This is a genomic window from Pelagibacterium limicola (assembly GCF_015694405.1).
In the GTDB taxonomy this organism is placed as follows: domain Bacteria; phylum Pseudomonadota; class Alphaproteobacteria; order Rhizobiales; family Devosiaceae; genus Pelagibacterium; species Pelagibacterium limicola.
This window is the reverse complement of the sequence record NZ_JADQDB010000003.1, coordinates 21,029-44,164: the sequence shown is the minus strand read 5'-3', so window position 1 is coordinate 44,164 and position 23,136 is coordinate 21,029. Positions and strand designations below refer to the sequence as shown.

Sequence of the window (23,136 nt, the reverse complement as noted above, 5' to 3'; positions counted from 1 at the left end):
GCAGACTCACCAGCTGATTTCGGAGGGACGGATCCGCTTGGCATTGGTCCTTATGTCGGTGACCCTGCCGTCGCCAAACTGGATGACGCGATGGGCCATGCCACCGATGGAGACATTGTGAGTTATCACCAGCGTCGTGGTGCCGAGTTCGGAATTGACTGTGTCGAGCGCTTCAAGAACACGTACGCCGGTTTTGGAATCGAGCGCGCCTGTCGGCTCGTCGCACAAGAGCACCTCCGGTCGCTTGGCAATAGCGCGGGCGATGGCAACGCGCTGCTGTTCGCCCCCTGAAAGCTGAGCGGGAAAGTGATCGTGGCGCGAAACGTCCAGGCCTGCCAGTTCGAGCGCTTCGCCGGGTTCCATGGGATTCGGAGCGATTTCAGTGACGAGGGCGACGTTTTCGCGCGCGGTGAGGCTTGGAACGAGGTTATAGAACTGGAAGACGAAGCCGACATGGTTCCGTCGGAACCGCGTAAGAGCGGCGTCGTTGCGCCCGGTCAACTCGTCGTCGCCAAAATAGATGCGACCTTCGGTCGGTGCATCGAGAGCGCCGACGATATTAACTAATGTGGACTTTCCAGAACCCGACGGCCCGAGCAGAACCAGAAATTCACCGGCCTCGATTTTGAGATCAACGCCCCGTAACGCATGCACCTCCACGTCGCCGGTGCGATAAACCTTGGTTATCCCCTCGATACGAAAAATTGCGCCCATCATCGCTCTCAACCGTATGCCAAGCTCGACCTTACCGCAATTTGTACTTGGATTCGCCTCTCGTATGGGAAAGCGCGCCGCTTGCTGCAACCGGCGCCTTGGACGAACGAGACACCAAGTTTGACGACTGTGGGGTTTGGTAATCATATGCGCCATCGTCGGGCGCCCAGCGCTAACGGGGCTCTCGTCTCGCGCCGATTTCCCCGACATCGCCGTGCCGACCGCGAATGTGCCCGCTGTACAGATCAGGGATCGAGCCGAATTTCCGCAACGGCAAATCTCGCCTGCCGTAGTCTGCCCTAAACCCGTATTGGGGTCACTGCGGTTACTTGGAAAACTGACGAGCCGTGGCGCGATTTTGCTCGAGCATGGCGCCCATAGCGTCGCACGCAGCTTGTGGATCCCGGCGCTTGATAGCTTCGGCCACGTTGATGTGGCCCTGCCTGGTAACAGGCTCTGTGTCGACAGCGAGCACGCCAAATTCATATGAAATGCGAAGCATTGTGAGGATGATCGAACGCAGCTGTCGCATCATCTGGTTGCCAGTGGCATCGAGCATCGTGGCGTGGAAACGGCAGTCGGCGGCAAAAAGCGTTGTAGGATCGTTGTTTCCTGGCTGCATGGCATAGGCCGCATCAAGGATCGTCTGGATCTGGTCTTCGGTCGCTCTTTCGGCGGCAAGTGCAGCCGCGGCTGGCTCGAAAATGCTGCGCAGCTCAGTGGTCTCGATAAACATCATACGCAGGCGCGGATGGTTGGGCTCGTGCCATGCCGCAACGTCTGCATCCAGCAGGTTCCACTCATCGACCGGGCGGACGCGCGTTCCATAGCGGCGCGCGGTTCTGACCAATCCCTTACCGGACAGCACCTTGATTGCGTCGCGAACGGTGGCGCGGCTTACCCCAAGAGATTCGGCAAGTTCGAGCTCGGTCGGCATCACCTGGCCGGGCCGATAAAGATCATTGGCGATGCGTCGACCCAGAACGGAAACCGCCTGCTTGGCCGCCCCCGTGGGCATGGAGGAGCCAAGATCGATTGGGAAAGCGAGGGTCAATTCAAAATCCGGACGCTCAGCGCTCATTATCCCCAACCTTACGTATGATCTTTACATATGATCTAGAGATCGTCATAGTCGATCCATCGGCCACAGGCGGACCAAAGAAACCCCAGCCGCCGATGTCAAGCAAATAGCTTGAGGCCATCGAATGGGAGGAAACCATGGCATTTAGAAAAATGTTGGCTGCTGCGTGCGTTGCAGCTCTGATCGGCCTGCCCCAAGGCGCAGGTGCGATGGAAATCAAGTTCGGTATCGGCGTCGCCGAAGGCGACTATCCTGAATATAACGCCCTTGTGCGCTTCAAGGAATATGTCGAGTTCAAGACCAATGGCGAGATCACCGTCCGCCTGTTTCCGGGCAACCAGCTCGGTGGCGAACGCGAAATGATCGAGCAGGTGCAACAAGGGAGCCTCGAGCTGACATTCCCTGCCGATGGGGCGATGGCCGGCTTCTATCCACCCATTCAGGTCTGGTCGATTCCCTATGTCTTTGAAAGTGCGCCGCAGGCCTGGAGCGTGATGAACGGTCCATTCGGTGACGCAATGCGCGCCGATATTCTTGAGCAGACCGGCATTCGTGCGCTGGCCTTCTCGCAGAACGGCTTCCGCTCGTTCACCAACAACACGCGCCCGATCGTCAATCCGGAAGACATGGCCGGGCTGAAAATCCGCACCATGGAAAGCCCAGTCTATATGGAAATGGTTGGTGCGCTCGGCGCCACGGCCGTTCCGATCAGCGGCGCCGAAGTGGTGATGGCCCTGCGTCAGGGCGTGGTCGATGGTCAGGAAAACCCGCCAGCCGTGGTCTATAGTGGCGGGCATGGTGAAGTTCAGCGCTATTATACTCTGAACGAGCACACCTTCGGTCTGCATGTCATCATCGCCAACAATGACTGGTTCGAGGCGCTCTCACCCGGTCATCAGCAGATCATCCAGGACGCTGCTATGGTGATGGCGCTGACCGAGAACCTCGAAAAGACCGAAGGTGACTGGCTCTATAGCCGGAAGCTCGCAGAGGAACTCGGCATGGAGATCCATGTGTCGTCGCCTGAAGAAAAAGCAGCGTTCCGCGACATCGTTCAGGCGCCAGTCGTTGATTTCATCCGCACCCGTGTGGGCGATGAGCTTGTCGACGAGCTTCTTGCCGAAGTCGAAGCCGCCAAGGATCGCCTCTACAATTAATCCCTGGGAACCGGGGCCGCTCCTCCCCTATTGGGAGCGGCCTCCGGCCATTCATCATGCGCCAAATCGCTTTCAAAACGGCCCGGCTGCTGACGCGCACAACCGAAATTGCCGCAACGCTGTTGCTGATTGTTGTGACCGCTCTCAACCTGACACAGGTGATCGGACGCTATGCGTTCAACACAGGTTTCAGCTGGACCGAGGAAGCCATGCGCTATCTGATGGTCTGGCTGATGATGCTGGGCTCAGTAGCGTGTATTTTTCGTGCCGAGCACATGGCGCTCGCGACGCTTGAAAGCATGGTTGCGCCCTCGAAGGCCCGGTTCGTGCGCTCCGCGCTCTATACGATTGCCGCGATATTCTGTCTTTTCGTGCTCGTTTATGGCGGGCCGCTGGCCATGCGAAACGCCGCGCAGGTCGCCCCCGCTTCGGGTATTCCCATGATCTATCCCTATCTGGCGTTGCCCGTGGGCGCTTTCCTGATGCTCGTGCAGATCGCGCTGACCTGGTTCGCCGGGTTCGACCCGATTGTCGACAATGAAGGCGATCCGGAGGGCGTACAATGATCTGGGTTGCGCTTGTCGGGTTGGCGCTTCTGTTCATCGGTGTACCGGTCGCCTTTGCGCTTGGACTTGCAGGGTTGGTCGGGGTCTGGATCGCAAATATACCGTTCTCGATTGTCACAACCCGCTTGTTTACCGGCGTTGACAGCTTCATCTTTCTTGCCGTTCCGTTTTACATCCTCGCCGCAGAAATCATGAATCAGGGCGGCATTACCTCGCGACTCATTACGCTCGCTCGAAATGGCACACGCTGGCTTCCGGGCGGCACGGCCTATGCCAATGTCGGCACGTCAGTCATGTTTGCGGGCATTTCAGGTTCGGCGGTTGCCGATGCGGCGGCGCTTGGCCGGGTCTTCATGGCCGAGATGCCCAAGGAAGGGTACACAAAGCCCTACGCTGCTGCCGTTACGGCAGCGTCTTCGGTTATCGGGCCTATTATCCCGCCGTCGGGGCTGGCCATCCTTCTGGCCGCGGTGTCAGGCCTTTCGGTGCTCGATCTGTTTCTGGCCGGCGTCATTCCAGGTCTGCTGATCGGTGCTGCCTGCTGCGCGGTTGTCGCCATCGACTCTTTCCGGGGCAAGGTGCCGCGCTCCCGGCCTGAAGTGCGTGGTGGCGAGCGGTGGCGCATGCTCATCGAGGCGATTGCCGTCATTACGCTGCCGGTCATCATCGTCGCGGGCATGGTGCTCGGTGCCTATACGGCAACCGAAGGGGGCGGGATCGCGGTCGCATATGCGATCTTCCTGTCGATCGTCGTCTTTCGACAGCTCGACATGAAAGGGCTGTGGCGCGCCTTTGCCAGTGCAGCGCGGATATCGGCTACGATCTATCTGCTGGTCGCGGCGGCAACGGTCCTGTCCTATGCGCTGAATTTGCTCGGTATCGCCAGTTGGGTACGGGAAGCCGCGATCCTGTTTGAAAACCAGCCGCTGGCCTTTCTTTTCGCCATCGCGATGCTCATGCTGATCCTAGGGACGTTCCTCGATATCGGCGCGGCGATTCTGATCTTCATTCCGCTGATCCTGCCAGCGACTTATGCACTTGGCATCGATCCGTTGCAGATGAGCATGGTGGTTATGGTGACGCTGGCGATCGGGCTGATAACACCACCCGTCGGAGTGGTGTTGTTCGTCATGATCCGGGTGGGAAACATTTCCATGTTCCCGCTGATGCGGGCGCTCCTGCCTTTTCTGGTCGCGCAGCTTGTTGCCGTGGGCCTATTGTGCCTCGTTCCCGAGTTCTCGACCTGGCTGCCATCCATATTGAACCCCTGAACATTCGAGGCCAACTTGAAGATCACTGCCATTGAAACGGTCATCGTGAACGCTATCCACCGCAACTGGATATTCGTCAAAGTCGTGACCGATCAGCCTGGCCTTTATGGATGGGGCGAGGCTACGCTTGAATGGAAAACGCGCGCGGTTACCGGGGCTCTGGAGGATCTCGCCCCCTTTGTCATCGGCGAAGACCCGTTCCGTATCGAGCACATTGTGGCGCGGATGACCGGGTTCAGCTTCTGGCAATTGGGCGCGATCGGCATGAGCGCACTATCGGGTATCGAGCAGGCCCTGTGGGACATCAAGGGCAAGGCGCTGGGGGTGCCCGTCTGGCAATTGCTGGGTGGTTCCGTGCGCGATCATGTACGGGTCTATACGCATTTGCGGCGCGCAAAGATCGGGCAGCAAGTCGACAATCGCGACATCTCGGCCTTCTGCGATGCAGTGCAGGAGACGGTCGAGATGGGATACAACGCCATCAAGCTCGGCTTTGTGCCCTATACGGGCTATGACGCGTCGCCCGCCACCGTCCGCCATGTCGAAAAGCTCGCGGCAGCGGTTCGCGAGCGCGTCGGCTGGGACGTCGATATCATGACCGATTTTCATGGGCGCCCGGATTCGATCGATGCGGCCAAGGCCTATATCGACGCAATCGCACCGATCCGCCCGCTATTTGTCGAAGAGCCGATCCAGCCCGGAAACACGCCGGCCATGGCCGATCTTGCGCGGCGCGTGGATTGTCCTCTCGCGACCGGCGAGCGCCTGTTCACGCCGCGCGAGTTTGCCGAAGTTGCCGAGACACGGGCAGTCGCCTTCATCCAGCCCGATCTTGCCCATTGCGGCGGGTTTTCGGGTGGGCGCAAGATTGCGGCCATTGCCGAAGCTGCTGGAATTGGCGTTGCCCCACACAATCCCATGGGGCCGGTCGCGGGTGCGGTTGCGCTTCAGTTCGACATCGCAACGAAAAATTGTGTCATTCAGGAAGAAGCCGTCGGGCTGGTACCGTGGTTTGAAGAGATTTGTTCAAGCTATCCTTTGGCACTGGTGGACGGGGCATGGGCGATCCCTCAGGCTCCGGGGCTCGGAATTGAGATCGATGAGGTCCGGGCCAGCCGCTATCCGTTCAAGCCCGAGGAAATTCCGGCTCTCGATGCCGTTCTGTCGGATGGACGCATCGCAAACTGGTAGATGCGTGAAAAGAGCAAAGTCCTTTACACTATTCGTCTCGAGTCAGCCCCTGACACTGCGAGACAGTCAGTGTTGCCGGTAAATTCGTGGCCGGCTTTAGCGCTCGAATGTGAGGTGGATCGTCCCGCTCTCGGCCGGTTCAGTCTTGATGGTGTAGCCGGCCTCCAGCCCGCGCAAGTTGTCCCAAAGACGGATGCCGCGCCCGAGCAGGATCGGAGTGATGGCGACATGCAGGCTGTCGATGAGACTGGCCTTGAGAAAATCGCGGACGAGGCTGGGTCCGCCGCCGACGCGTATATCCTTGCCGCCGGCGGCCGCCACGTGCCCGAGCGCATGGGTAAGGGACGTATTTAAAAAATGGAACGTGGTGCCTACTGCCATTTTCAGGGGAGGCCGCGGGTTATGCGTCAGGACGAAGACTGGGACGCGTGAAGTTGCCCCCATCTTTTATCCAGCGTGACGCTCGCTCATCTCGAAGGTCTCCCTGAGATAAGCGACAGCCTTTCGCTTCGCGGCGGGCGCTACCATTTTTTTCCCAGAAGATCCTTGAGTGCGGAGTTGTCGAGCATGGTATCGGCCAAGAGTTTCTTGAGCTTGGCGTTCTCGTCTTCGAGCGATTTAAGCCGCTTGGCTTCGCTCACATCCATGCCGCCATACTTGGCTTTCCATTTGTAAATGCTGGCGTTGCTCACGCCGTGCTTGCGGCACAAATCGGCAACCGGAACGCCTGCCTCACGCTCTTTGAGAATGCCGATAATCTGTTCTTCGCTAAACCTGGTGCGCTTCATCTCTGGTCCTTTTCGAGGGGCCAGAGTCTATTTCAAACTGGATTAGGTCCGTGGGGCAACGTTAAGAGGTTTCGTCCAATCGTTCTTCGGGCAAACTGGACCGCGCGTTCGATTGATTGTGCGCAATCTGAGCCGCTTCGCAGGACTATGAAAGCGACCTGATTGCGGTCGGTTCGGGCCCGCCATATGCCCAATCGAGCAATAGCGCGGTATGCAGGATGGGGATATCGGTGCCCTGGGCAATCTGCGTCATGCACCCGATATTGCCAGCCGCGATGATGTCGGGCGTGGTGCGCATGATGTTTTTGATCTTGCGCTCACGCAGGCGGGTGGCGAAGTCGGGTTGGAGGATGTTGTAGGTGCCGGCCGAGCCGCAGCAGATGTGGCCTTCGGGCACATCGCGGACGGTAAAGCCGGCGTTTTTCAGGAGGCGTTTGGGCTGGTCCTTGATCTGCTGGCCGTGCTGCATGGAGCAGGCCGAGTGATAGGCCACGACCATGCTTTTTGGTTCAGCGGCGGGCAGATCGAGCGTGTCGAGATATTCGGTGATATCCTTGGAGAGCGCCGAGACGCGGGAGGCCTTTTGCGCATAGGAGGGATCATCGCGCAGCATGAAACCGTAGTCCTTGATCGTCGTGCCGCAGCCCGACGCGGTGATGATGATGGCGTCCAGCCCGTTCTCGATCAGTGGCCACCACGCATCGATATTGCGCCGCGCAAAGCCGAGCGCATTGTCTTCCTGACCCATGTGATGAACGAGCGCGCCACAGCAGCCCTCGCCGGGTGAAAAAACGACGCCAATGCCGAAACGGGCCAGCAGGCGATTTGTGGCGGCGTTGATTTCGGGATCGAGAACCGATTGCGCGCAGCCGCCGAGGATTGCGACCTGGCGCGAGGACTGGATGGCGGCTGGCTCGTCGCTGCTGGTTTGTGGCAGACCGCCTTTCGGAATAAGCGAGAGCATGGCTTTGAGACGATCGCCCCCGGGCAGGGCGGCGAGCAGTGGCGCGAAGGGACGCCCGAGCCGTCCAAGCGTCAGAGCTAGGCGGAAGCGGTTGGGATAGGGGAGGATGGCGGCAAGCATGGAGCGGATCAGCCGGTCGTGCCAGGGGCGCTTGTAGGTTTTTTCGATATGGGCGCGGGCGTGATCGACAAGGTGCATGTAATGCACGCCGGAGGGGCAGGTGGTCATGCAGGATAGGCAGGAGAGGCACCGGTCGATATGGGTGACGACTTCGGTGTTTGCCGGCTTGTCGTTCTCGAGCATGTCCTTGATGAGATAGATGCGCCCGCGCGGGGAATCGCGCTCATCGCCTTCAAGCAGATAGGTGGGACAGGTCGCAGTGCAGAAGCCGCAATGGACGCAGGAGCGCAGGATCTTTTCGGATTCGCGCGTGTGGCTATCGGCAAGCTGTTCGGGGGAAAACCGTGTCTGCATGGTCAGATATGTCCTGCGAGCAGGCCGGGATTGAATATCCCGTGCGGATCGAAGGCGTGTTTGACCTTTCGGGCGAGTGCGGCGATGGCGGGACTTGCTGGCGTGAGGACCGGGAGTGTCACAACTGCACTTTTCACGATCATTGGGTGCCCGCCTGCCTCCGATATGCGCTGGATCGTTTCGGACGCGTCAGCGCCTTGTGCCAGTCCCAGCCAGATCAGCCCGCCACCCCAATCAAGCATGATTGAGGCCTTGTTTGCATGGGCGATATCGACAATGGCGCCGGCTTTTGACGGGGCGACATGGACGCGCAGGACAGTGGCGAAGTCACTGCCCGCAAAATCTTCAGCGTCGCGGATGCGCTGCCAGAGGGCGGTGCCTTCATCGATCTCAAGGAGGCGCAATGTCCCGAAATTGTCGAGGTGTTTCGAGAGGCGCTCGGCGCGATAGGTGCAGCTTTCGGAAAAGCCTTCCAGCCGCAGAAATGTAAGAGAAGGTGCGCTGGCATTGGCCGAAACGTGCGCGGCGGCGCTGATCTCGAAGGGCGTGGCCAATGCCTCCGCCATTGCGCTGACGGCATTTTGTGCAGAAAGGCCGTCGAGAGACAGCGTCATTGCCGTTTCCGGTCGGGGCAGAACCTTGAACGTCACTTCGGTCAGGACACCAAGCGTGCCAAAGGCTCCGGCGCTAAGTTTGACCAGATCGAGACCGGTGACGTTTTTCATGACACGGCCACCCGACTTGATGATGTCGCCATAGCCATTGACCAGCCGGACACCGATCAGGTGATCGCGGGCAGCGCCAATGCTCACGCGGCGGGGGCCGGAAATATTGCCGGCGGCAATCGCTCCGATCGTCGGTGTGCCGGTGGTGCCAAGTAGCGCGCGGTGATCCATCGGCTCGAAGGGCAGCATCTGGCCCTTCGTAGCGAGTGCCGATTCGATCTCGGCAAGCGGCGTGCCCGCGCGGGCGGAGATGACCATTTCAGCCGGTTCGTAAAGGGTGATGCCTGTCAGCGCCCTTGTCGACAGGGGCGCGCCATTGCCGCGTCCACCGATGCTGCCGCGCGTTCTGCCGCCGACAATCGATAGCGGCGCTCGATCTGACACCGCCTTGTCAATGAGGGCCGCGAGTTCGTCTTCGCTTTGCGGTGCTGCCGGAGCGTTCACGAGGTGCGGCCCTCGAGCGGAAAGACCTTGGCGGGGTTCAGCCGCCAATCGGCGTCGAACGCGGCGCGGACGCGGAGTTGCTGGTTGAGGTCTGCGGCGTTGAACTGGACGCCCATCAAATCGCGTTTTTCGATGCCAACACCATGTTCGCCAGTGAGGCAGCCGCCGACTTCGACGCAGAGTTTCAAGATGTCATTGCCGGCGGACTCAGCCTTTGCCTGTTCGGTCGGATCGTTTGCGTTGAACAAGATCAGCGGATGAAGATTTCCGTCCCCTGCGTGAAAGACGTTGGCGACACGGAGCCCATATCCGGCAACGATCTCGCTCATGCGCTTGAGCACGTAAGGCAATTGGCCGGTGGGGATGGTGCCATCCATGCAGATGTAATCGGCAACGCGCCCGGTTGCGCCGAAGGCGGATTTGCGGCCCTTCCAAATCTGGGCCGTTTCAATAGCGGATTTCGATTCCTTGACGACGCGCACGCCGTGCTGGCGAGCGATGGCGACAATGCGGGCGAGGCTGGCATCGATTTCGGCCTCCGAGCCTTCAACTTCGATGATGAGCATGGCTTCGACATCGAGCGGATAGCCCGCCTTGGCAAAAGCCTCGCAAATCTCGATGGCGGGCTTGTCCATGAATTCCATCGCGACCGGCACGATGCCCGCCGCGATGATTGCGGCAACGCAAGCGCCTGCGTCCTCGCTTGAATCAAAGCCGAAAAGCACGGGCCGCGCGCCTTCGGCGGTGGGGATGATGCGCAAAATGGCTTCGGTGACGATACCGAGTTGGCCTTCCGAACCGATCATCAACCCAAGTAGATTGAGGCCCGGCACGTCCATTGCATCGCCGCCCAGATCGATGATGGTGCCGTCGATCAGGACCACTTTGACGCCGAGAACATTGTTGGAGGTGACGCCATATTTGAGGCAATGCGCTCCGCCCGAATTCATGCCGATATTGCCGCCGATGGTGCAGGCGAGCTGGGAGGAGGGGTCGGGGGCGTAGAAAAAGCCTTCCGGTGCAACGGCGGCCGATACGGCGAGATTGGTAATTCCGGCTTCCACGGTGATGGTCCGGTTCGCGATGTTGAAATCAAGAACCTTATTGAGTTTGGAGATGCCTATGACCACGGCGTCTTCTTGCGGAATCGCGCCGCCGGCCAGCGAAGTGCCCGCGCCGCGCGGAATGACGTTGACGCCCGCGTCGTGGCAATAGCGTAGTACTGCGCTCACTTCCTGGGTGGACCGGGGGAGTACGACGGCGAGCGGCATACGGCGATAGGCGGTCAGCGCGTCGGTTTCGAAGGGCCGCATTTCATCATCGCCGGTGACGAGGCATTCGGGTTCCACGAGCCGCGCAAGTCCGGCGATAATCTCGTCTCGGCGCACGATGATTGTGTTGTCCGGCGCGGGGAACGCAATGGCACTCATGTGGGATATTTCTCCTCGACCTTACATTGAGTTTCGAAGGTGTCTTGCCACAACCGGCCGGTCAAACATTTCCGCATGATGGAAAGCCGAACCGCACAGTGCAGCAATTTCGGTGCCGCTGTGCATGGTGTTGATCCTGACGAAACCGAAGGCCGGAGGATCAGCCTATGTACAGTGTAACACGTCTCGATATCGCGGATGCGCGCATTCTGATTGCGGGGGCAGCAGAGAAATCCCGCGAAATCGGGGTGCCGATGTGCATTGCCGTCACGGACGAGTCCGGCCAGCTCATCGCGTTCGAGCGCATGGACGGCGGCAAGGTCACCAGCACAACCATTGCAATCGACAAGGCATTCACCGCGGCCGGGGCGAAGCGGGCAACACATGAATATGGCGCAGTCAGCCAGCCCGGAAAGCCTGCCTATGGGATCAATTCGGCAATCGGGGGGCGCCTGATGGTTGTGGGTGGCGGGTTGCCTGTCATTGTCGACGGCGAGGTGGTTGGCGGTATCGGCATCAGCTCGGGCACGCCGGATCAGGATCTTGCCTGTGCACAGGCCGGAGTCGATGCGTTTCTTGCCGCCCGATAAACAAAGAACATGAGGGCGAAAAGTACGCGATGTGCATTTCGGATATGAAACCGTGCATAGCGGGCATGTTAAAGGGGTATGGTTTCGTCTATAGAGTGGAGAACGATAATAAGAAACGAAATCGTTCTGGATCTAAGGAGGAGACCATGACCAGTTTTCTGGGGCGTCTGTTGACGTCCAGTGCTCTGATTGCTGCCGGTACTGTGGCTGCAAATGCACAAGTTTCCAATGATGTGGTGCGCATCGGCGTCCTCACCGACATGAGCGGAATCTATTCCGATCTGGCCGGTGATGGCGCGGTTGAAGCCGTGCGCATGGCGATAGAAGATTTTGGTGGCGAAGTCGCCGGTGCGCCGATCGACCTCGTCGTTTACGACCACCTGAATCAGGCTGACGTCGCGGCTGCCAAGGCCCGTGAATGGTTCGATGTCGATGGCGTCGACATGATTACCGATCTTTCCAACTCCGGTGCCGCTCTTGCGGTGGCGGGCGTTGCCAAGGAAATGCAGCGCCATATCATCGTCAATGGCTCGTCCAATATCGGCATCACCAATGATGCGTGCTCGCCATATGCTGTCCATTGGGCCTATGATGCCTATTCGCTTGCCAACGGCACCGGCAAGGCCGTGGTCGAGGACGGTGGTCTCGACTGGTTCTTCATGACCGTCGATTTTGCCTTCGGCATAGGGCTTGAAGAGCAAGTTACGGGGGTTGTCGAGGCTGCCGGTGGTCGCGTGCTCGGTTCTGCCCGCCACCCGCTCGGCACGACCGACTTCTCGTCCTATATGCTGCAGGCCCAGACGTCGGGCGCCGAGATCATCGGCATCGCCTCGACCGGCGGTGACGCGATTAACGCGATCAATGCTGCGGCAGAATTCGGCATCACCCAGAACCAGACGCTCGCCGCTCTACTGCTCTGGGCAAACGACATCCACTCGATTGGCCTTGAGGCCGCCGGTGGGCTGATGCTGACCAATGCCTGGTATTGGGACATGAACGAAGAAACGCGCGAATTCGCCAACCGCTATTACGAGCGGGTCGGCATGATGCCCAATATGAGCCAAGCCGGCAATTATTCGGCGACCATGCACTATCTCAAGGCCATCGAGGCAGCGGGAACTGACGATCCGGATGCTGTGTCGGAAACGATGCGTGCAACGCCGATTTCAGACTTCTTCACGCCCAATGGTTATATCCGCGAAGACGGGCGGATGGTGCACGACATGTATCTCTGGAAGGTCAAGACTCCTGAGGAGTCTCAGTATGACTGGGATTATCTGGCACCCGTTGCCACAATCCCTGCCGAGGAAGCGTTCCGTCCGCTTGACCAGAGCACCTGCTATCTTGTGACTGGCGGCTAAGACCGGCATTTCGTACCCTCCCAAGGGACAAAAGCTGCCGGGCCAATATACCGGCCCGGCAGCTCCTTTTACGCCAGACGGGTTGCGCCATGAGTGAACATGTTCTCGAAGTCTCCGGGCTGACCAAGGATTTTCGTGGTTTTGTTGCCGTCAACGATGTTTCGATTTCGGTCAAACGGGGCGCGATCCACGCGCTGATCGGGCCGAATGGCGCGGGCAAGACCACCTGCTTCAATCTCCTCACCAAATTCCTCAAGCCGACTGCCGGGTCGATCCGGTACAATGGCAAGGACGTCACGGACAAAGGTCCGGACGCGATTGCGCGCATGGGGCTGGTGCGATCATTCCAGATTTCAGCTGTGTTCAACACGCTGACCGTGCGCGAGAATGTCATGCTCGCCGTGCAACGCCTCAGGGGCGAGTCATTCGATTTCTGGCGCTCGAAATCCACGCTCAACGAAAAGCGCGAAAAGGCAGAGGCGCAGATCGAGGCGGTGGGGATTTCCCGGCTTGCCGATACGCCGGCTGGCGAATTGTCATACGGCCATCGCAGGGCTTTGGAGATCGCCACGACGCTGGCGCTTGAGCCTGATGTCATTCTGCTCGACGAGCCGACAGCCGGCATGGGTATCGAAGATGTCGAGCGCATCACCAACCTCATAAGCGAGGCGGCCAAAGGCCGGACGGTGCTTATGGTGGAGCATAATCTGGGCATCGTTTCGCAGATCAGCACCGATGTGACAGTGCTGGCGCGCGGGCGCATTCTGACGGAAGGCGACTATGCGTCCATTTCCGCCAATCCCGAGGTTATCGAGGCCTATCTTGGAGGCGGACATGGCTGAGGCAGCGCAGAAATTGCATTCACACAGCCATCTTGCAATCAAGGGGCTGGAGGCCTGGTACGGGCCGAGCCAGGCGCTCTACGGCATCGATATCGATGTACAGCCTGGTGAGCTCGTGACCCTTTTGGGGCGCAATGGCGCTGGCAAGACGACTACGCTGCGCTCGATCATGGGCATGGTTTCGCGACGGTCCGGATCGATTTCTGTGCTTGGCGAGGAGACGATTGATCTTCCTTCGCACCGGATTGCACGCAAGGGCATTGCTTTTTGCCCGGAAGATCGCGGGATTTACGCTACGCTTTCAGCAGAAGAGAATCTGCTTTTGCCGCCCGTTGTTGGCAAGAACGGGCTTAGCGTTTCCCAAATTCTGGAACTGTTTCCAAGCCTTGAAGGCAGGCTGCAAAGCCCCGGTACAAAATTGTCCGGTGGCGAACAGCAGATGCTTGCCATTGGACGGATTCTGCGTACCGGCGCGAAGCTGCTCTTGCTCGACGAGCCGACCGAAGGGCTGGCGCCCGTGATCGTCCAGCAGATCGGGTCCGCAATCGCGCGGCTCAAGGATCAGGGCTATACGCTTTTGATGGTGGAGCAGAATGTGCGTTTCGCTTCAACGGTCGCGGACCGGCATTACATCATCGATCGCGGACGTGTGGCCGATAGCGTGAGCAATGACATGCTGGTCAAGGATTTTGACCGGATAACACGATTACTCGGCGTCTAGTTTTTTCGATGTGACTGGAAGCGCGAGGGGCGGAAGCCGGTCATGCGCTTGAAGGTATTCGAGAAAGCGAACGGGTTCTGGTAGCCGACTTCAAAGGCAACGTCTTCCACACGCATTTCGGTGGTCGCGAGAAGGTGGGCCGAGTGCTGGATGCGCAGATAGGTCAATTGTTGCATCGGGCTGCGGCCGAGCCGGGACTGGCATAGTCGCCGAAGATGTTCGCCGCTCATGCCCGCCATGTCGGCCAGCATTTCGAGTGTCCAGGCGTGGCCGAGATCTTCGTTGACCTTGCTCCAGAGCGTACTCAGTCGCTCTTCGCCTTGCAGCGGTTCGACGAACAAAGAGACATAGTGCTCAATGAGGTTGATCCAAAGTGTTGTCGAGCGGATATCGGCCCCGTTCTGCATTTCGTGATAGAGGCCGAGAATGGCGTGCGAAAGGGGGCGGGCATCGAAACTGGCGACCAGCGGGGTCATGCCGCTCCAAGATGAACGCGGCGAGGTTGGCAGATACCGCACCCAGCAATATTGCCAACGCTTGCCGAGAATTGCGTGGAAGGCATGGAGCACGTGGGCAGGGGCAAGCGTGACCATGCCCTGCCTATGAGCGCGCCAGCGACCATCCAAAAGCATGCGCCCTTCGCCGCCGAGGCAGGCATGGAGATAGGCGCCAGACAGATTGGTGCGGACAACGCGGTAGGGTACGGCCGCGTCACCGACCCCCACATGCGATATCTGTCGTTGGGCGAGTGCCGGGCAATCCTCGGCACGGACGATCTGCTGGAAGGTGTCGTCGCCGACAATGTGTGTTTCGGATAGTTTCTCGTGCATGATGGCCATTGTTAGGCCGATAAATGCCCGTGTAAAGTGGGGAACGATAAAATGCGTACGCAGGTGGCGTATTGATTTCCGCCTGAAACAAAGCGCGCAGAATGAGGAGGAATCCACATGGGTTTCGCGCAGTGGGGCGCGCGGCCTTGCTCGATCAGAATCGCCGGTTCCGGCGTTGCGATGGAGTAGGCCGTGGACCTTTTTGGCATTCCGATTCAGGCGTTTCTGGGCCAGATCATGCTCGGGCTGGTCAACGGGTCGTTTTACGCCGTTCTGAGCCTGGGACTGGCGATCATTTTCGGCATCGTGAAGATCGTCAATTTCGCGCATGGCGCCTTCTTCATGACGGGCGCGTTCGTCGCGTTCCTGATCGGGCGGCATTTCGGGATCGGCTATTGGCCGGCTCTGATTGTTGCACCACTGATCGTTGCAGCGATAGGCGTTCTGGTCGAGCGTCTCCTGCTGCGCCGGATTTACGGGCTGGACCCGATCTACGGACTGTTGCTGACATTCGGGATGGTGCTTGTGATCGAGGGAGGATTCCGGATTGCCTTCGGGTCGTCGGGCTATCCCTATCCGGTGCCTGATGAATTGCGTGGTGTCACAAATCTCGGGTTCATGTTCCTGCCCAACTACCGGATTTTCGTGATCGTCGCAGCGCTGGTCGTTTGCGCAGCCACATGGTTTGTGATCGAGCGCACAACGATCGGCGCAAAACTCAGGGCTGCGACCGAGAAGGCAGAACTGACTCAGGCTTTTGGCGTGAACGTTCCGCTGCTCCTGACGCTTACCTATGGGGCTGGGGTTGGTCTTGCTGCCTTTGCAGGCGTGCTTGCAGCGCCAATCCAGCACGTCAATCCGTCTATGGGTTCCGAACTGGTGATTATCGTTTTCGCAATCGTCGTGATCGGTGGTCTGGGCTCGATTTCGGGCGCCGTTTTCACTGGTCTCATGCTCGGTGTCATCGAAGGCCTGACCAAGGTTTTCTACGCCGAGGGTTCAACCGTGATCGTCTTTGTCGTCATGGCGCTGGTGCTTTTGCTGCGTCCAGCTGGACTGTTCGGGCGGGAGGAAAGCTGAGATGAGTTTTCCTCTCATTCCACGCGGCGTCGTCATCGCCTTTTTCGTTATCCTGCTGGGATTGCTGGTTGCGGTGCCGTTCTTTCCGACGGTTGTTTATCCCGTCTTTGTCATGCGGATCATGTGCATGGCGCTGTTTGCCTGCGCATTCAACATCCTGCTCGGGCACACCGGCATTCTCTCATTCGGCCATGCGGCGTTTTTCGGCAGCGCGGCTTACATCACCGGTTACGGACTTTTGCATCTTGGCTGGGCGCCCGAGTTTTCGATCCTTCTGGGGGTTGCGTTCGCAACAGTGCTCGGGGCGATATTCGGCGCACTGGCGACCCGGCGGTCGGGTATTTATCTGGCGATGATTACCCTGGCTCTTGCACAGCTCGTCTATTTCGTCTTCCTGCGCCTGCCGTTCACGCATGCGGAAGACGGGATGCAGGGCGTACCGCGCGGAACGTTGTTCGGCTTCATCAATCTGCGCTCGGACCTCAACCTCTACTTCATGGTGCTCATTATCGTCGCGCTGGCGCTGGCGCTGATCCATCGCATTATCAACTCGCCATTCGGTGAGGTGTTACGGGCCATTCGCGACCATGAGCCGCGTGCGCAGTCGCTCGGTTATCCTGTGGCGCGATACAAGATAATGGCGTTCACGCTTTCAGCAGGACTTTCGGGGCTTGCAGGGTCGCTCAAAGTCATCATCTACCAGGTCGCGTCGCTTCGCGACGTGCACTGGTCGATGTCGGGCGATGTGATCCTGATGACGCTGGTTGGTGGGATGAATTCGGTCTTCGGGCCGGTCATCGGCGCGGCCATCGTCTCTGCGCTCTATTATTACTTCTCCGGCTTTGGCGGCTGGGTGACGGTGATGGTGGGCAGTGTTTTCATCATCTGTGTTCTGGTGTTCCGGCGCGGCGTCGCGGGCCAGATCCGTCATTTGCTCGAAACGGGCCGTGCAAGGTCCGCCGCCGCTTCCCATTCAGAAATCAAGGACAAACAGAATGCCTCGCATTGAACGCGCAAAGATCGTTGAGCGATTGCAGGACATGGTGCGCAACCGTCGCCCCATCGTGGGTGGAGGCGCCGGTACCGGGATTTCGGCCAAGAGCGAGGAAGCGGGCGGGATCGACCTCATCATCGTCTATAATTCCGGCCGCTATCGCATGGCGGGCCGCGCCTCGTCGGCGGGTCTGCTGGCTTATGGCAACGCAAACGAGATCGTCAAGGAAATGGCGCTCGAAGTCCTCCCGGTCGTCAAGCACACGCCGGTGATCGCGGGGGTCAATGGCACCGACCCATTCGTCATCATGCCGGTGCTGTTGAAAGAGCTCAAAGAGTTGGGTTTTTCGGGCGTACAGAACTTCCCCACTGTCGGGATTATCGACGGGACGTTCCGGGTGAGCCTTGAGGAAACGGGGATCAATTATTCTTCGGAAATCGACATGATCCGGCAGGCGCACGAGCTCGACATGCTCACGACGCCCTATGTTTTCGATGTCGAACAGGCGATCGAGATGACCAAGGCCGGTGCCGATATGATCGTACCGCATATGGGGGTCACAACCGGTGGCACCATCGGAGCAACGACGTCAAAGACGCTGGCGGAGTCCGTCGCGTTGATCGATGAATGGGCCGAGGCGGCGCGCAAGATCCGCAAGGACGTGATCGTGATCGCGCATGGCGGCCCCATCGCCACCCCGGAAGATGTCGCTTATGTTCTCGAGCATTCCGAGCATTGCAACGGGTTCTATGGCGCATCGAGCGTCGAGCGGCTGCCGGTGGAAACTGCGATCAAGAAGAATATCGAGGCGTTCAAGAACCTCAAGATGAAATAGACCGGAACGGTCAAGGGAGGAGAGCATCATGGCAAGGGTTTATATCAGCGCGATCATCAATGCGCCGATCGAGAAGGTCTGGGGTGTGCTGCGGGATTTCAATGCCCTGCCGCGCTATCACCGGTTTTTCGCTAGAAGCGAGATCGAGGATGGCTTGCCGTCCGATCAGATCGGGTGCGTACGCAATTTCTACACTCATGATGGCGGGCATATCCGCGAGCGGCTGCTGACGCTATCCGATCGGGAATACCGGTGCTGCTACAACATCATCGAGGCGACGCTGCCGGTGGAGAACTATGTTGCGGAAATGACGCTCAGGCCGATCACGGAAGGCAACAAGACCTTTGGTGAGTGGTGGGCGGAATATGACGTTTCGCTGGAAAATGCCTCTGATGTGCATCAGACGGTTTCTGACACCTTCCGCCTCGCATTTGAGGGCGCGGAAGACGTGATCTATGGCCGCGAGGTGCGGCGGTGAACGCCAGAAGGGTTTATGTCGTCGGCACGTTCGACACAAAGGCCGATGAACTTCTCTATGTTGCGGGATTGATAAAGGCCCAAGGCATCGGCGTCGTCACCGTCGATGTCGGGACCACCGGAAGTCACGCCGCCGCTGATGTTCCAGCCAGTGAGGTTGCGGCACATCACATTGATGGCGCTGCTGCTGTGATGGATGCTGGAGATCGGGGCAGGGCGGTGATTGCCATGTCCGAGGCACTCACGCGGTTCATCGCGACGCGGGACGATGTGGCCGGCGTCATCGGGCTTGGCGGTTCGGGCGGCACCTCGCTTATCGCGCCGGCCATGCGCGCGCTGCCGCTGGGTACGCCCAAGCTGATGGTCTCGACGGTCGCTTCGGGGGATGTTTCCGGTTATGTCGGGGTGAGCGACATGACCATGATGTTTCCGGTGACCGATATTGCCGGGCTCAACTCGGTGTCGCGGCGCATTCTGGCCAATGCAGCGCATGCGATTGCGGGGATGACGAAAGTTGATGCGGTTAGCGTCGACGCGTCCAAACCGGCGCTTGCCATGTCGATGTTCGGGGTCACGACAGCGGCGATCCAGAAATTGCGGGACCGGCTTGAGGCCGATTACGATTGCATCGTCTTTCATGCAAACGGGTCAGGCGGCAGGGCGCTCGAGGCTATTGCTGCGAGCGGCATGGTTCGCGCGATTGTCGATATCACGACGACCGAGACGGCAGATCATTTGATGGGTGGAATTTGTTCGGCCGGACCGGAGCGGTTCGATGTGCTGGCCAGGACCGGCATACCCTGGGTCGGATCGTGCGGCGCGATGGACATGGTCAATTTCGGACCGCGCGAGAGCGTGCCGCCGAAATATGAAGGGCGCTATTTCCATATCCACAACGCCAACATTACGCTTATGCGGACGACGCCGGAAGAGAACGTCAATATGGCGCGCTGGCTGGCAGCAAAGCTCAACGCGTCGCCCGGGCCGGTTGATCTCGTGCTGCCGCTGGGTGGCGTTTCGGCGCTCGATGCGCCGGGGCAGCCATTCTGGGACCCGGTTGCAGATGAGGCCCTGTTCAAGATGCTTGAGGCCGAGTTTGTGCAAACGGAAATGCACCGGCTGCACAAGGTTGATGCCCACATCAATGATTGTGCGTTTGCGGATTATTGTGCTGAATTGGTGCTGGATCGCTCAATATACTGAGAACGGACCGGCCACCCATCCGGCAACAAGGCTACGCTTGAGGAGGCGATCGCCGGCAAATCAAGTGTTCGCGGTTTTGCACGGAAGTGGCGCGCCGGTCAGAATAGAACTACGAACACCTACTCACTGGAAATTACTCGTCAACGCCAAGTGTAGTAGTCACATGGATGCCCGCTTCCGGCCCCCAATTCGCCGTAGCGGAGGGTTTGAGAGACTTAAGCCTACGGCGGAGAGCGGGGCGTCGCTGCTTTTGGCAAGTAGGGCTCGAGCCAGATCGTTCGGCAAGTGGCCTGCTCAACATTATCTGTGATAGCCCTGCTGCTACTCAATCTCCATCCACTGTTTTGATAGCTGAATTTGGAGGACGCTTTATCGGAGTGCGATGCCGGTACGCGGCCCATATGCTCCAAGCCAGCAGGAGCGCAGCAAGAATGATGAACGTGGCGCTCATCGGCCTTGTCATGAACACATCAAAGCTTCCGCGTGACATCAGCATGGTGCGGCGAAATTGCTGCTCCATCAGGGGACCGAGCACGAAGCCCAGCAACATCGGCGCGACGGGAAATCCGAGGGTCCGGGCGCCGTAACCAACAACGCCAAATATGATGATCAGAAACACATCGAATGCGCTGCCGTTCACACTGTAAACGCCAATACAGATAAAGACGATGATCGCCGGATAGAGATAATGGTAGGGAATGGTCAGCAGGCGGACCCAGATCCCTATCATGGGTATGTTGAGCACCAGCAAAAGCACGTTGCCGATCCAAAAGCTCATCACGACGCCCCAGAACATTTCGGGGCGATCGGTGATCATGGACGGGCCGGGCGTAATCCCGTGGATGATGAGCACCCCAAGGATCAAAGCCATAGTGGCACTGCCTGGAATACCCAGAACGAGGGTGGGAATGAAGGCTGCCTGATCGGTGGCGTTGTTGGCGGTTTCAGGAGCGACAACACCTTCAATCGCACCTTTGCCAAAGCGTTCAGGTTCCTTGGCGACGCGCTTTTCGATGGCATAGGAGATGAAGGATGCGACCGTCGGACCAACGCCGGGCATGATGCCGAAAAACGATCCAAGGGTCGATCCGCGCACCATCGGCATCCATGAACGCCTGACGTCGTCCCGTGTCGGGATCATTGATTTCAGGGTGATGTGCTGGATCAGGGTACCCGTTGCCTGCCTTACGCTGGATGTCACCTCGGCAATGCCGAACAGACCCATTGCGAGTGCCACAAGCGATATCCCGTCGATCAGATTGATCATGCCGAAGGTAAACCGCGTCTGTCCTGTCTGGACATCAAGCCCGACAACGCCGAGCAGGATGCCCATCAGCACCATGGCAATGGCCTTGAGCGCCGAACCGTCCGAAATAACCGAGGCGGCAATCAGTCCGAGGACCATGAGCGAGAAATATTCCGAGGGGCCAAAACTCAGCGCTAGGGCCACGAGCGGCTGGGCGAAAGTCATCATGAGGAGGATGCCGACGCTGGCGCCAAAAAAGCTGCCCATTGTCGTCATGAACAATGCAATCCCGGCCCGGCCCTGGCGGGCCATGGGATAGCCGTCGAGACAGGCAACCGCGCTCGATGGCGTGCCGGGGAGATTGAGCAAAATCGAGGCGATCGAGCCGCCGTAGGAACTGCCGTACCAGATGCCCGCCAGCATGATGATTGCCGACGTCGGATCCAGATAAAAGGTAATCGGAAACAGCATGGACATTGTTGCCAACGCTCCAATGCCGGGAATTACCCCCACAAAGGTGCCGAGCGTAACGCCGAGAACACAATACAATAGGTTCTCGATGGAAAATGCCGTCGACAGCCCGAGTGCGATATTGGTCGAGAATTCGCCTAGCATGATGTCACCACGGCCAGTTAAAGGCGGTCAGAGTCAGTTTCAGCCCGATCTGGAAAATGAGAACGGCCACGACCGAGAGTATGGCCGACAAGATCACAATGCCCCCCGGCGAGAGCTTTGCGTCGGCCCGGCTGGCGAGTATGACCACCGCGGTAATTGCAGGGACCAGCCCGAACGAACGGATCAACAGTGCAAAGGCGAGAACCGACAGACCGATGAGCACTATCGAGCGCAGATCGAAATCGATAGCTTCGCCCGATCGGAGTATGCCCGTAATGAGCAGCACGACGCCGATGGTGGCCAGCAGGACGCCGACCGCCGCGGGAAACATCCCCGGCCCCATCTGCCAGATTGTGCCTAGCCGCAGGGTCATTATGGCGTGCACAGCGGCAAAGCCACCGATTGCAACAAGGGCGGTGCCCCCGATTATGTCCTTGTGGTCTCGCATGTAATCCCAATCGAAAATTTGCTGTCCGCCTGCCGCACGCATGCGCTCTCGAATCTGCTGGCGAACATCCTCCCGTGCAACCTGAGCCCCATTGCCGGACAGTCTTGCAGGCACACGAACTAAGGCCGTTTCACAGTATTGATGTCGATGGACATGTCCATCCGTTCCACGATGTGAAATGCTGGGGGTGCCGAACAGCTCAGCCCGCGAACATTCCGGGGAGAATTCCGGCCACATCGACAGTCATGGAGAACAGGCCCCCGGCCAGTGGCTGCGCCGCGAGCTCTTCGGGCGTCAGCTTTCCCGAAGCCGTCGTGATGTAAAGCGTGCGCAGATCCGGCCCACCAAAGGCAAGGCTCGTGACCTTGCTCACCGGCAGGGAGATACTGTGGGTGATCCGGCCATAGGGATCGATCCTCAGGATTCGTCCGGCGCCAAAGCCGGCGCTCCACATGTAGCCCTCCGCATCAATGGCCGCGCCGTCGGGTTTGCCAGGCTCGCTTGAGAGATCGCAAAACACGCGCCTTTCATCGACCAGTCCTTGCTCGGCGTCGAACGCGAACGACCAGATCAATTTGCGCGCGGAATCCGCAAAATAGAGCGTTGTGCCGGTTGGATCAAAGCACAAACCGTTCGGGGTCGTTATGCCGCCCAAAGCCTGATGCACTGCGCCGCTCGGCCCGACACGGAAAAGCCCGCCGCTGGGGCCGCTTGCGCTGCGTTCCATCACACCTGCCCACAGTTGGCCGGCGCTATCGACTGCGGTTTCGTTGACCCGGTGGGAGGCCTGCAATGATCTTGCGGGAATTTCGGCTACCAACGGGCCAATTTCGGTGTCCGTGAGGCCGAAAAGTCCGTTATCCAGCGCGACGATGGCGCCACCTCCTGCTCGCAAGGCCCAGCCCCCGGCAGTATTCCCCGGGAGCTGGTGGATTTGGTGCATACCCGACGTCACGTCGAGGGTCTGCAGGCGTGCCCGGCTTACATCGAGCCAGCAAATACGGCTATTGTCCTTGTCCCAGATCGGCACCTCGCCAAGAATATCGGCACAGGCGAGTATACATTCCGGCGTCACGACACCCCCCGGAT

Annotated in this window: 22 protein-coding genes and 2 pseudogenes; 13 read left to right on the top strand and 11 right to left on the bottom strand. The window is 59.0% G+C overall.

Annotated elements, in window-relative coordinates:
• Window positions 1-6: 6 nt before the first annotated feature.
• Complete coding sequence (locus tag I2G20_RS06370) at window positions 7-717, bottom strand: ABC transporter ATP-binding protein (protein ID WP_196258867.1); 711 nt, start codon at window positions 715-717, stop codon at window positions 7-9.
• Between the two features lie 322 nt (window positions 718-1,039).
• Window positions 1,040-1,795, bottom strand: coding sequence for a FadR/GntR family transcriptional regulator (locus I2G20_RS06365; protein ID WP_196258866.1), 756 nt, complete (start codon window positions 1,793-1,795; stop codon window positions 1,040-1,042).
• A gap of 137 nt (window positions 1,796-1,932) precedes the next feature.
• Here I2G20_RS06365 and I2G20_RS06360 point away from each other — a divergent pair, with 137 nt between their 5' ends.
• Genes I2G20_RS06360 through dgoD form a run of 4 tightly spaced genes read left to right on the top strand, consistent with a single transcriptional unit; the run spans window position 1,933 to window position 5,980 of the window.
• Window positions 1,933-2,952: a TRAP transporter substrate-binding protein gene (locus I2G20_RS06360; protein WP_196258865.1), complete on the top strand. Its 1,020-nt coding sequence runs from the start codon at window positions 1,933-1,935 to the stop codon at window positions 2,950-2,952.
• Window positions 2,953-3,008: 56 nt separating this feature from the next.
• Window positions 3,009-3,518, top strand: a complete 510-nt coding sequence (locus tag I2G20_RS06355) for a TRAP transporter small permease (RefSeq protein ID WP_196258864.1) — start codon at window positions 3,009-3,011, stop codon at window positions 3,516-3,518.
• On the top strand, window positions 3,515-4,789 hold the full coding sequence (locus tag I2G20_RS06350) for a TRAP transporter large permease (protein WP_196258863.1): 1,275 nt from the start codon (window positions 3,515-3,517) through the stop codon (window positions 4,787-4,789). Before I2G20_RS06355 ends, I2G20_RS06350 begins: the two co-directional genes overlap by 4 nt.
• A gap of 15 nt (window positions 4,790-4,804) precedes the next feature.
• Window positions 4,805-5,980, top strand: coding sequence for a galactonate dehydratase (gene dgoD / locus I2G20_RS06345; RefSeq protein WP_196258862.1), 1,176 nt, complete (start codon window positions 4,805-4,807; stop codon window positions 5,978-5,980).
• Between the two features lie 96 nt (window positions 5,981-6,076).
• Here the strand turns inward: dgoD and I2G20_RS06340 are convergent.
• The 5 genes and pseudogenes from I2G20_RS06340 to I2G20_RS06320 form a co-directional block, all read right to left on the bottom strand.
• Window positions 6,077-6,403, bottom strand: a pseudogene (locus I2G20_RS06340) (dihydrofolate reductase family protein); the annotation flags it as partial.
• Between the two features lie 30 nt (window positions 6,404-6,433).
• A pseudogene (locus tag I2G20_RS06335) lies at window positions 6,434-6,768 on the bottom strand (transposase); the annotation flags it as partial.
• A 145-nt stretch (window positions 6,769-6,913) separates the two neighbouring features.
• Window positions 6,914-8,206, bottom strand: coding sequence for a glycolate oxidase subunit GlcF (glcF, locus tag I2G20_RS06330; protein WP_196258860.1), 1,293 nt, complete (start codon window positions 8,204-8,206; stop codon window positions 6,914-6,916).
• Between the two features lie 2 nt (window positions 8,207-8,208).
• Window positions 8,209-9,375: a glycolate oxidase subunit GlcE gene (gene glcE, locus I2G20_RS06325; RefSeq protein ID WP_196258859.1), complete on the bottom strand. Its 1,167-nt coding sequence runs from the start codon at window positions 9,373-9,375 to the stop codon at window positions 8,209-8,211.
• Window positions 9,372-10,805 carry an FAD-linked oxidase C-terminal domain-containing protein gene (locus tag I2G20_RS06320; RefSeq protein WP_196258858.1) on the bottom strand — a complete coding sequence of 478 codons (1,434 nt, stop codon included), beginning with the start codon at window positions 10,803-10,805 and terminating at the stop codon, window positions 9,372-9,374. The genes glcE and I2G20_RS06320 overlap by 4 nt, the downstream gene beginning before the upstream one ends.
• Window positions 10,806-10,972: 167 nt before the next feature.
• Here I2G20_RS06320 and I2G20_RS06315 point away from each other — a divergent pair, with 167 nt between their 5' ends.
• The 4 genes from I2G20_RS06315 to I2G20_RS06300 all read left to right on the top strand — a co-directional run bounded on the left by I2G20_RS06315 (window position 10,973) and on the right by I2G20_RS06300 (window position 14,319).
• On the top strand, window positions 10,973-11,395 hold the full coding sequence (locus I2G20_RS06315; protein WP_196258857.1) for a GlcG/HbpS family heme-binding protein: 423 nt from the start codon (window positions 10,973-10,975) through the stop codon (window positions 11,393-11,395).
• A 146-nt stretch (window positions 11,396-11,541) separates the two neighbouring features.
• Entirely contained in the window at window positions 11,542-12,756 is a 1,215-nt protein-coding gene (locus tag I2G20_RS06310) for an ABC transporter substrate-binding protein (protein WP_196258856.1), read from the top strand.
• Between the two features lie 89 nt (window positions 12,757-12,845).
• Window positions 12,846-13,598, top strand: coding sequence for an ABC transporter ATP-binding protein (locus I2G20_RS06305; protein ID WP_196258855.1), 753 nt, complete (start codon window positions 12,846-12,848; stop codon window positions 13,596-13,598).
• Window positions 13,591-14,319 carry an ABC transporter ATP-binding protein gene (locus I2G20_RS06300; protein ID WP_196258854.1) on the top strand — a complete coding sequence of 243 codons (729 nt, stop codon included), beginning with the start codon at window positions 13,591-13,593 and terminating at the stop codon, window positions 14,317-14,319. Before I2G20_RS06305 ends, I2G20_RS06300 begins: the two co-directional genes overlap by 8 nt.
• On the opposite strand, the gene I2G20_RS06295 is transcribed toward I2G20_RS06300, so the two are convergent.
• The gene (locus I2G20_RS06295; protein ID WP_196258853.1) at window positions 14,316-15,158 is read right to left on the bottom strand and encodes a helix-turn-helix transcriptional regulator; all 843 of its coding nucleotides are present in this window, start codon (window positions 15,156-15,158) and stop codon (window positions 14,316-14,318) included. The two genes, I2G20_RS06300 and I2G20_RS06295, sit on opposite strands and share 4 nt — an antisense overlap.
• Window positions 15,159-15,386: 228 nt before the next feature.
• Between I2G20_RS06295 and I2G20_RS06290 the strand changes: the two genes are divergently transcribed.
• The 5 genes from I2G20_RS06290 to I2G20_RS06270 are packed head-to-tail and all read left to right on the top strand — an operon-like array spanning window position 15,387 to window position 19,738.
• Window positions 15,387-16,229 (top strand): branched-chain amino acid ABC transporter permease, encoded by an 843-nt coding sequence (locus tag I2G20_RS06290; protein WP_196259324.1) that lies wholly within the window; start codon window positions 15,387-15,389, stop codon window positions 16,227-16,229.
• A 1-nt stretch (window position 16,230) separates the two neighbouring features.
• Window positions 16,231-17,238, top strand: coding sequence for a branched-chain amino acid ABC transporter permease (locus tag I2G20_RS06285; RefSeq protein ID WP_196258852.1), 1,008 nt, complete (start codon window positions 16,231-16,233; stop codon window positions 17,236-17,238).
• On the top strand, window positions 17,225-18,058 hold the full coding sequence (locus I2G20_RS06280; protein ID WP_196258851.1) for a phosphoenolpyruvate hydrolase family protein: 834 nt from the start codon (window positions 17,225-17,227) through the stop codon (window positions 18,056-18,058). The genes I2G20_RS06285 and I2G20_RS06280 overlap by 14 nt, the downstream gene beginning before the upstream one ends.
• A gap of 28 nt (window positions 18,059-18,086) precedes the next feature.
• Window positions 18,087-18,536: an SRPBCC family protein gene (locus I2G20_RS06275; RefSeq protein ID WP_196258850.1), complete on the top strand. Its 450-nt coding sequence runs from the start codon at window positions 18,087-18,089 to the stop codon at window positions 18,534-18,536.
• Complete coding sequence (locus I2G20_RS06270) at window positions 18,533-19,738, top strand: Tm-1-like ATP-binding domain-containing protein (RefSeq protein ID WP_196258849.1); 1,206 nt, start codon at window positions 18,533-18,535, stop codon at window positions 19,736-19,738. Before I2G20_RS06275 ends, I2G20_RS06270 begins: the two co-directional genes overlap by 4 nt.
• A gap of 325 nt (window positions 19,739-20,063) precedes the next feature.
• Here I2G20_RS06270 and I2G20_RS06265 read toward each other — a convergent pair whose 3' ends face one another.
• From I2G20_RS06265 to I2G20_RS06255, 3 genes are all read right to left on the bottom strand, one after another.
• Entirely contained in the window at window positions 20,064-21,599 is a 1,536-nt protein-coding gene (locus I2G20_RS06265; protein ID WP_196258848.1) for a tripartite tricarboxylate transporter permease, read from the bottom strand.
• A 4-nt stretch (window positions 21,600-21,603) separates the two neighbouring features.
• Window positions 21,604-22,089, bottom strand: a complete 486-nt coding sequence (locus I2G20_RS06260) for a tripartite tricarboxylate transporter TctB family protein (RefSeq protein ID WP_196258847.1) — start codon at window positions 22,087-22,089, stop codon at window positions 21,604-21,606.
• 157 nt (window positions 22,090-22,246) lie between these two features.
• The gene (locus I2G20_RS06255; protein ID WP_196258846.1) at window positions 22,247-23,122 is read right to left on the bottom strand and encodes an SMP-30/gluconolactonase/LRE family protein; all 876 of its coding nucleotides are present in this window, start codon (window positions 23,120-23,122) and stop codon (window positions 22,247-22,249) included.
• Window positions 23,123-23,136 lie beyond the last annotated feature (14 nt).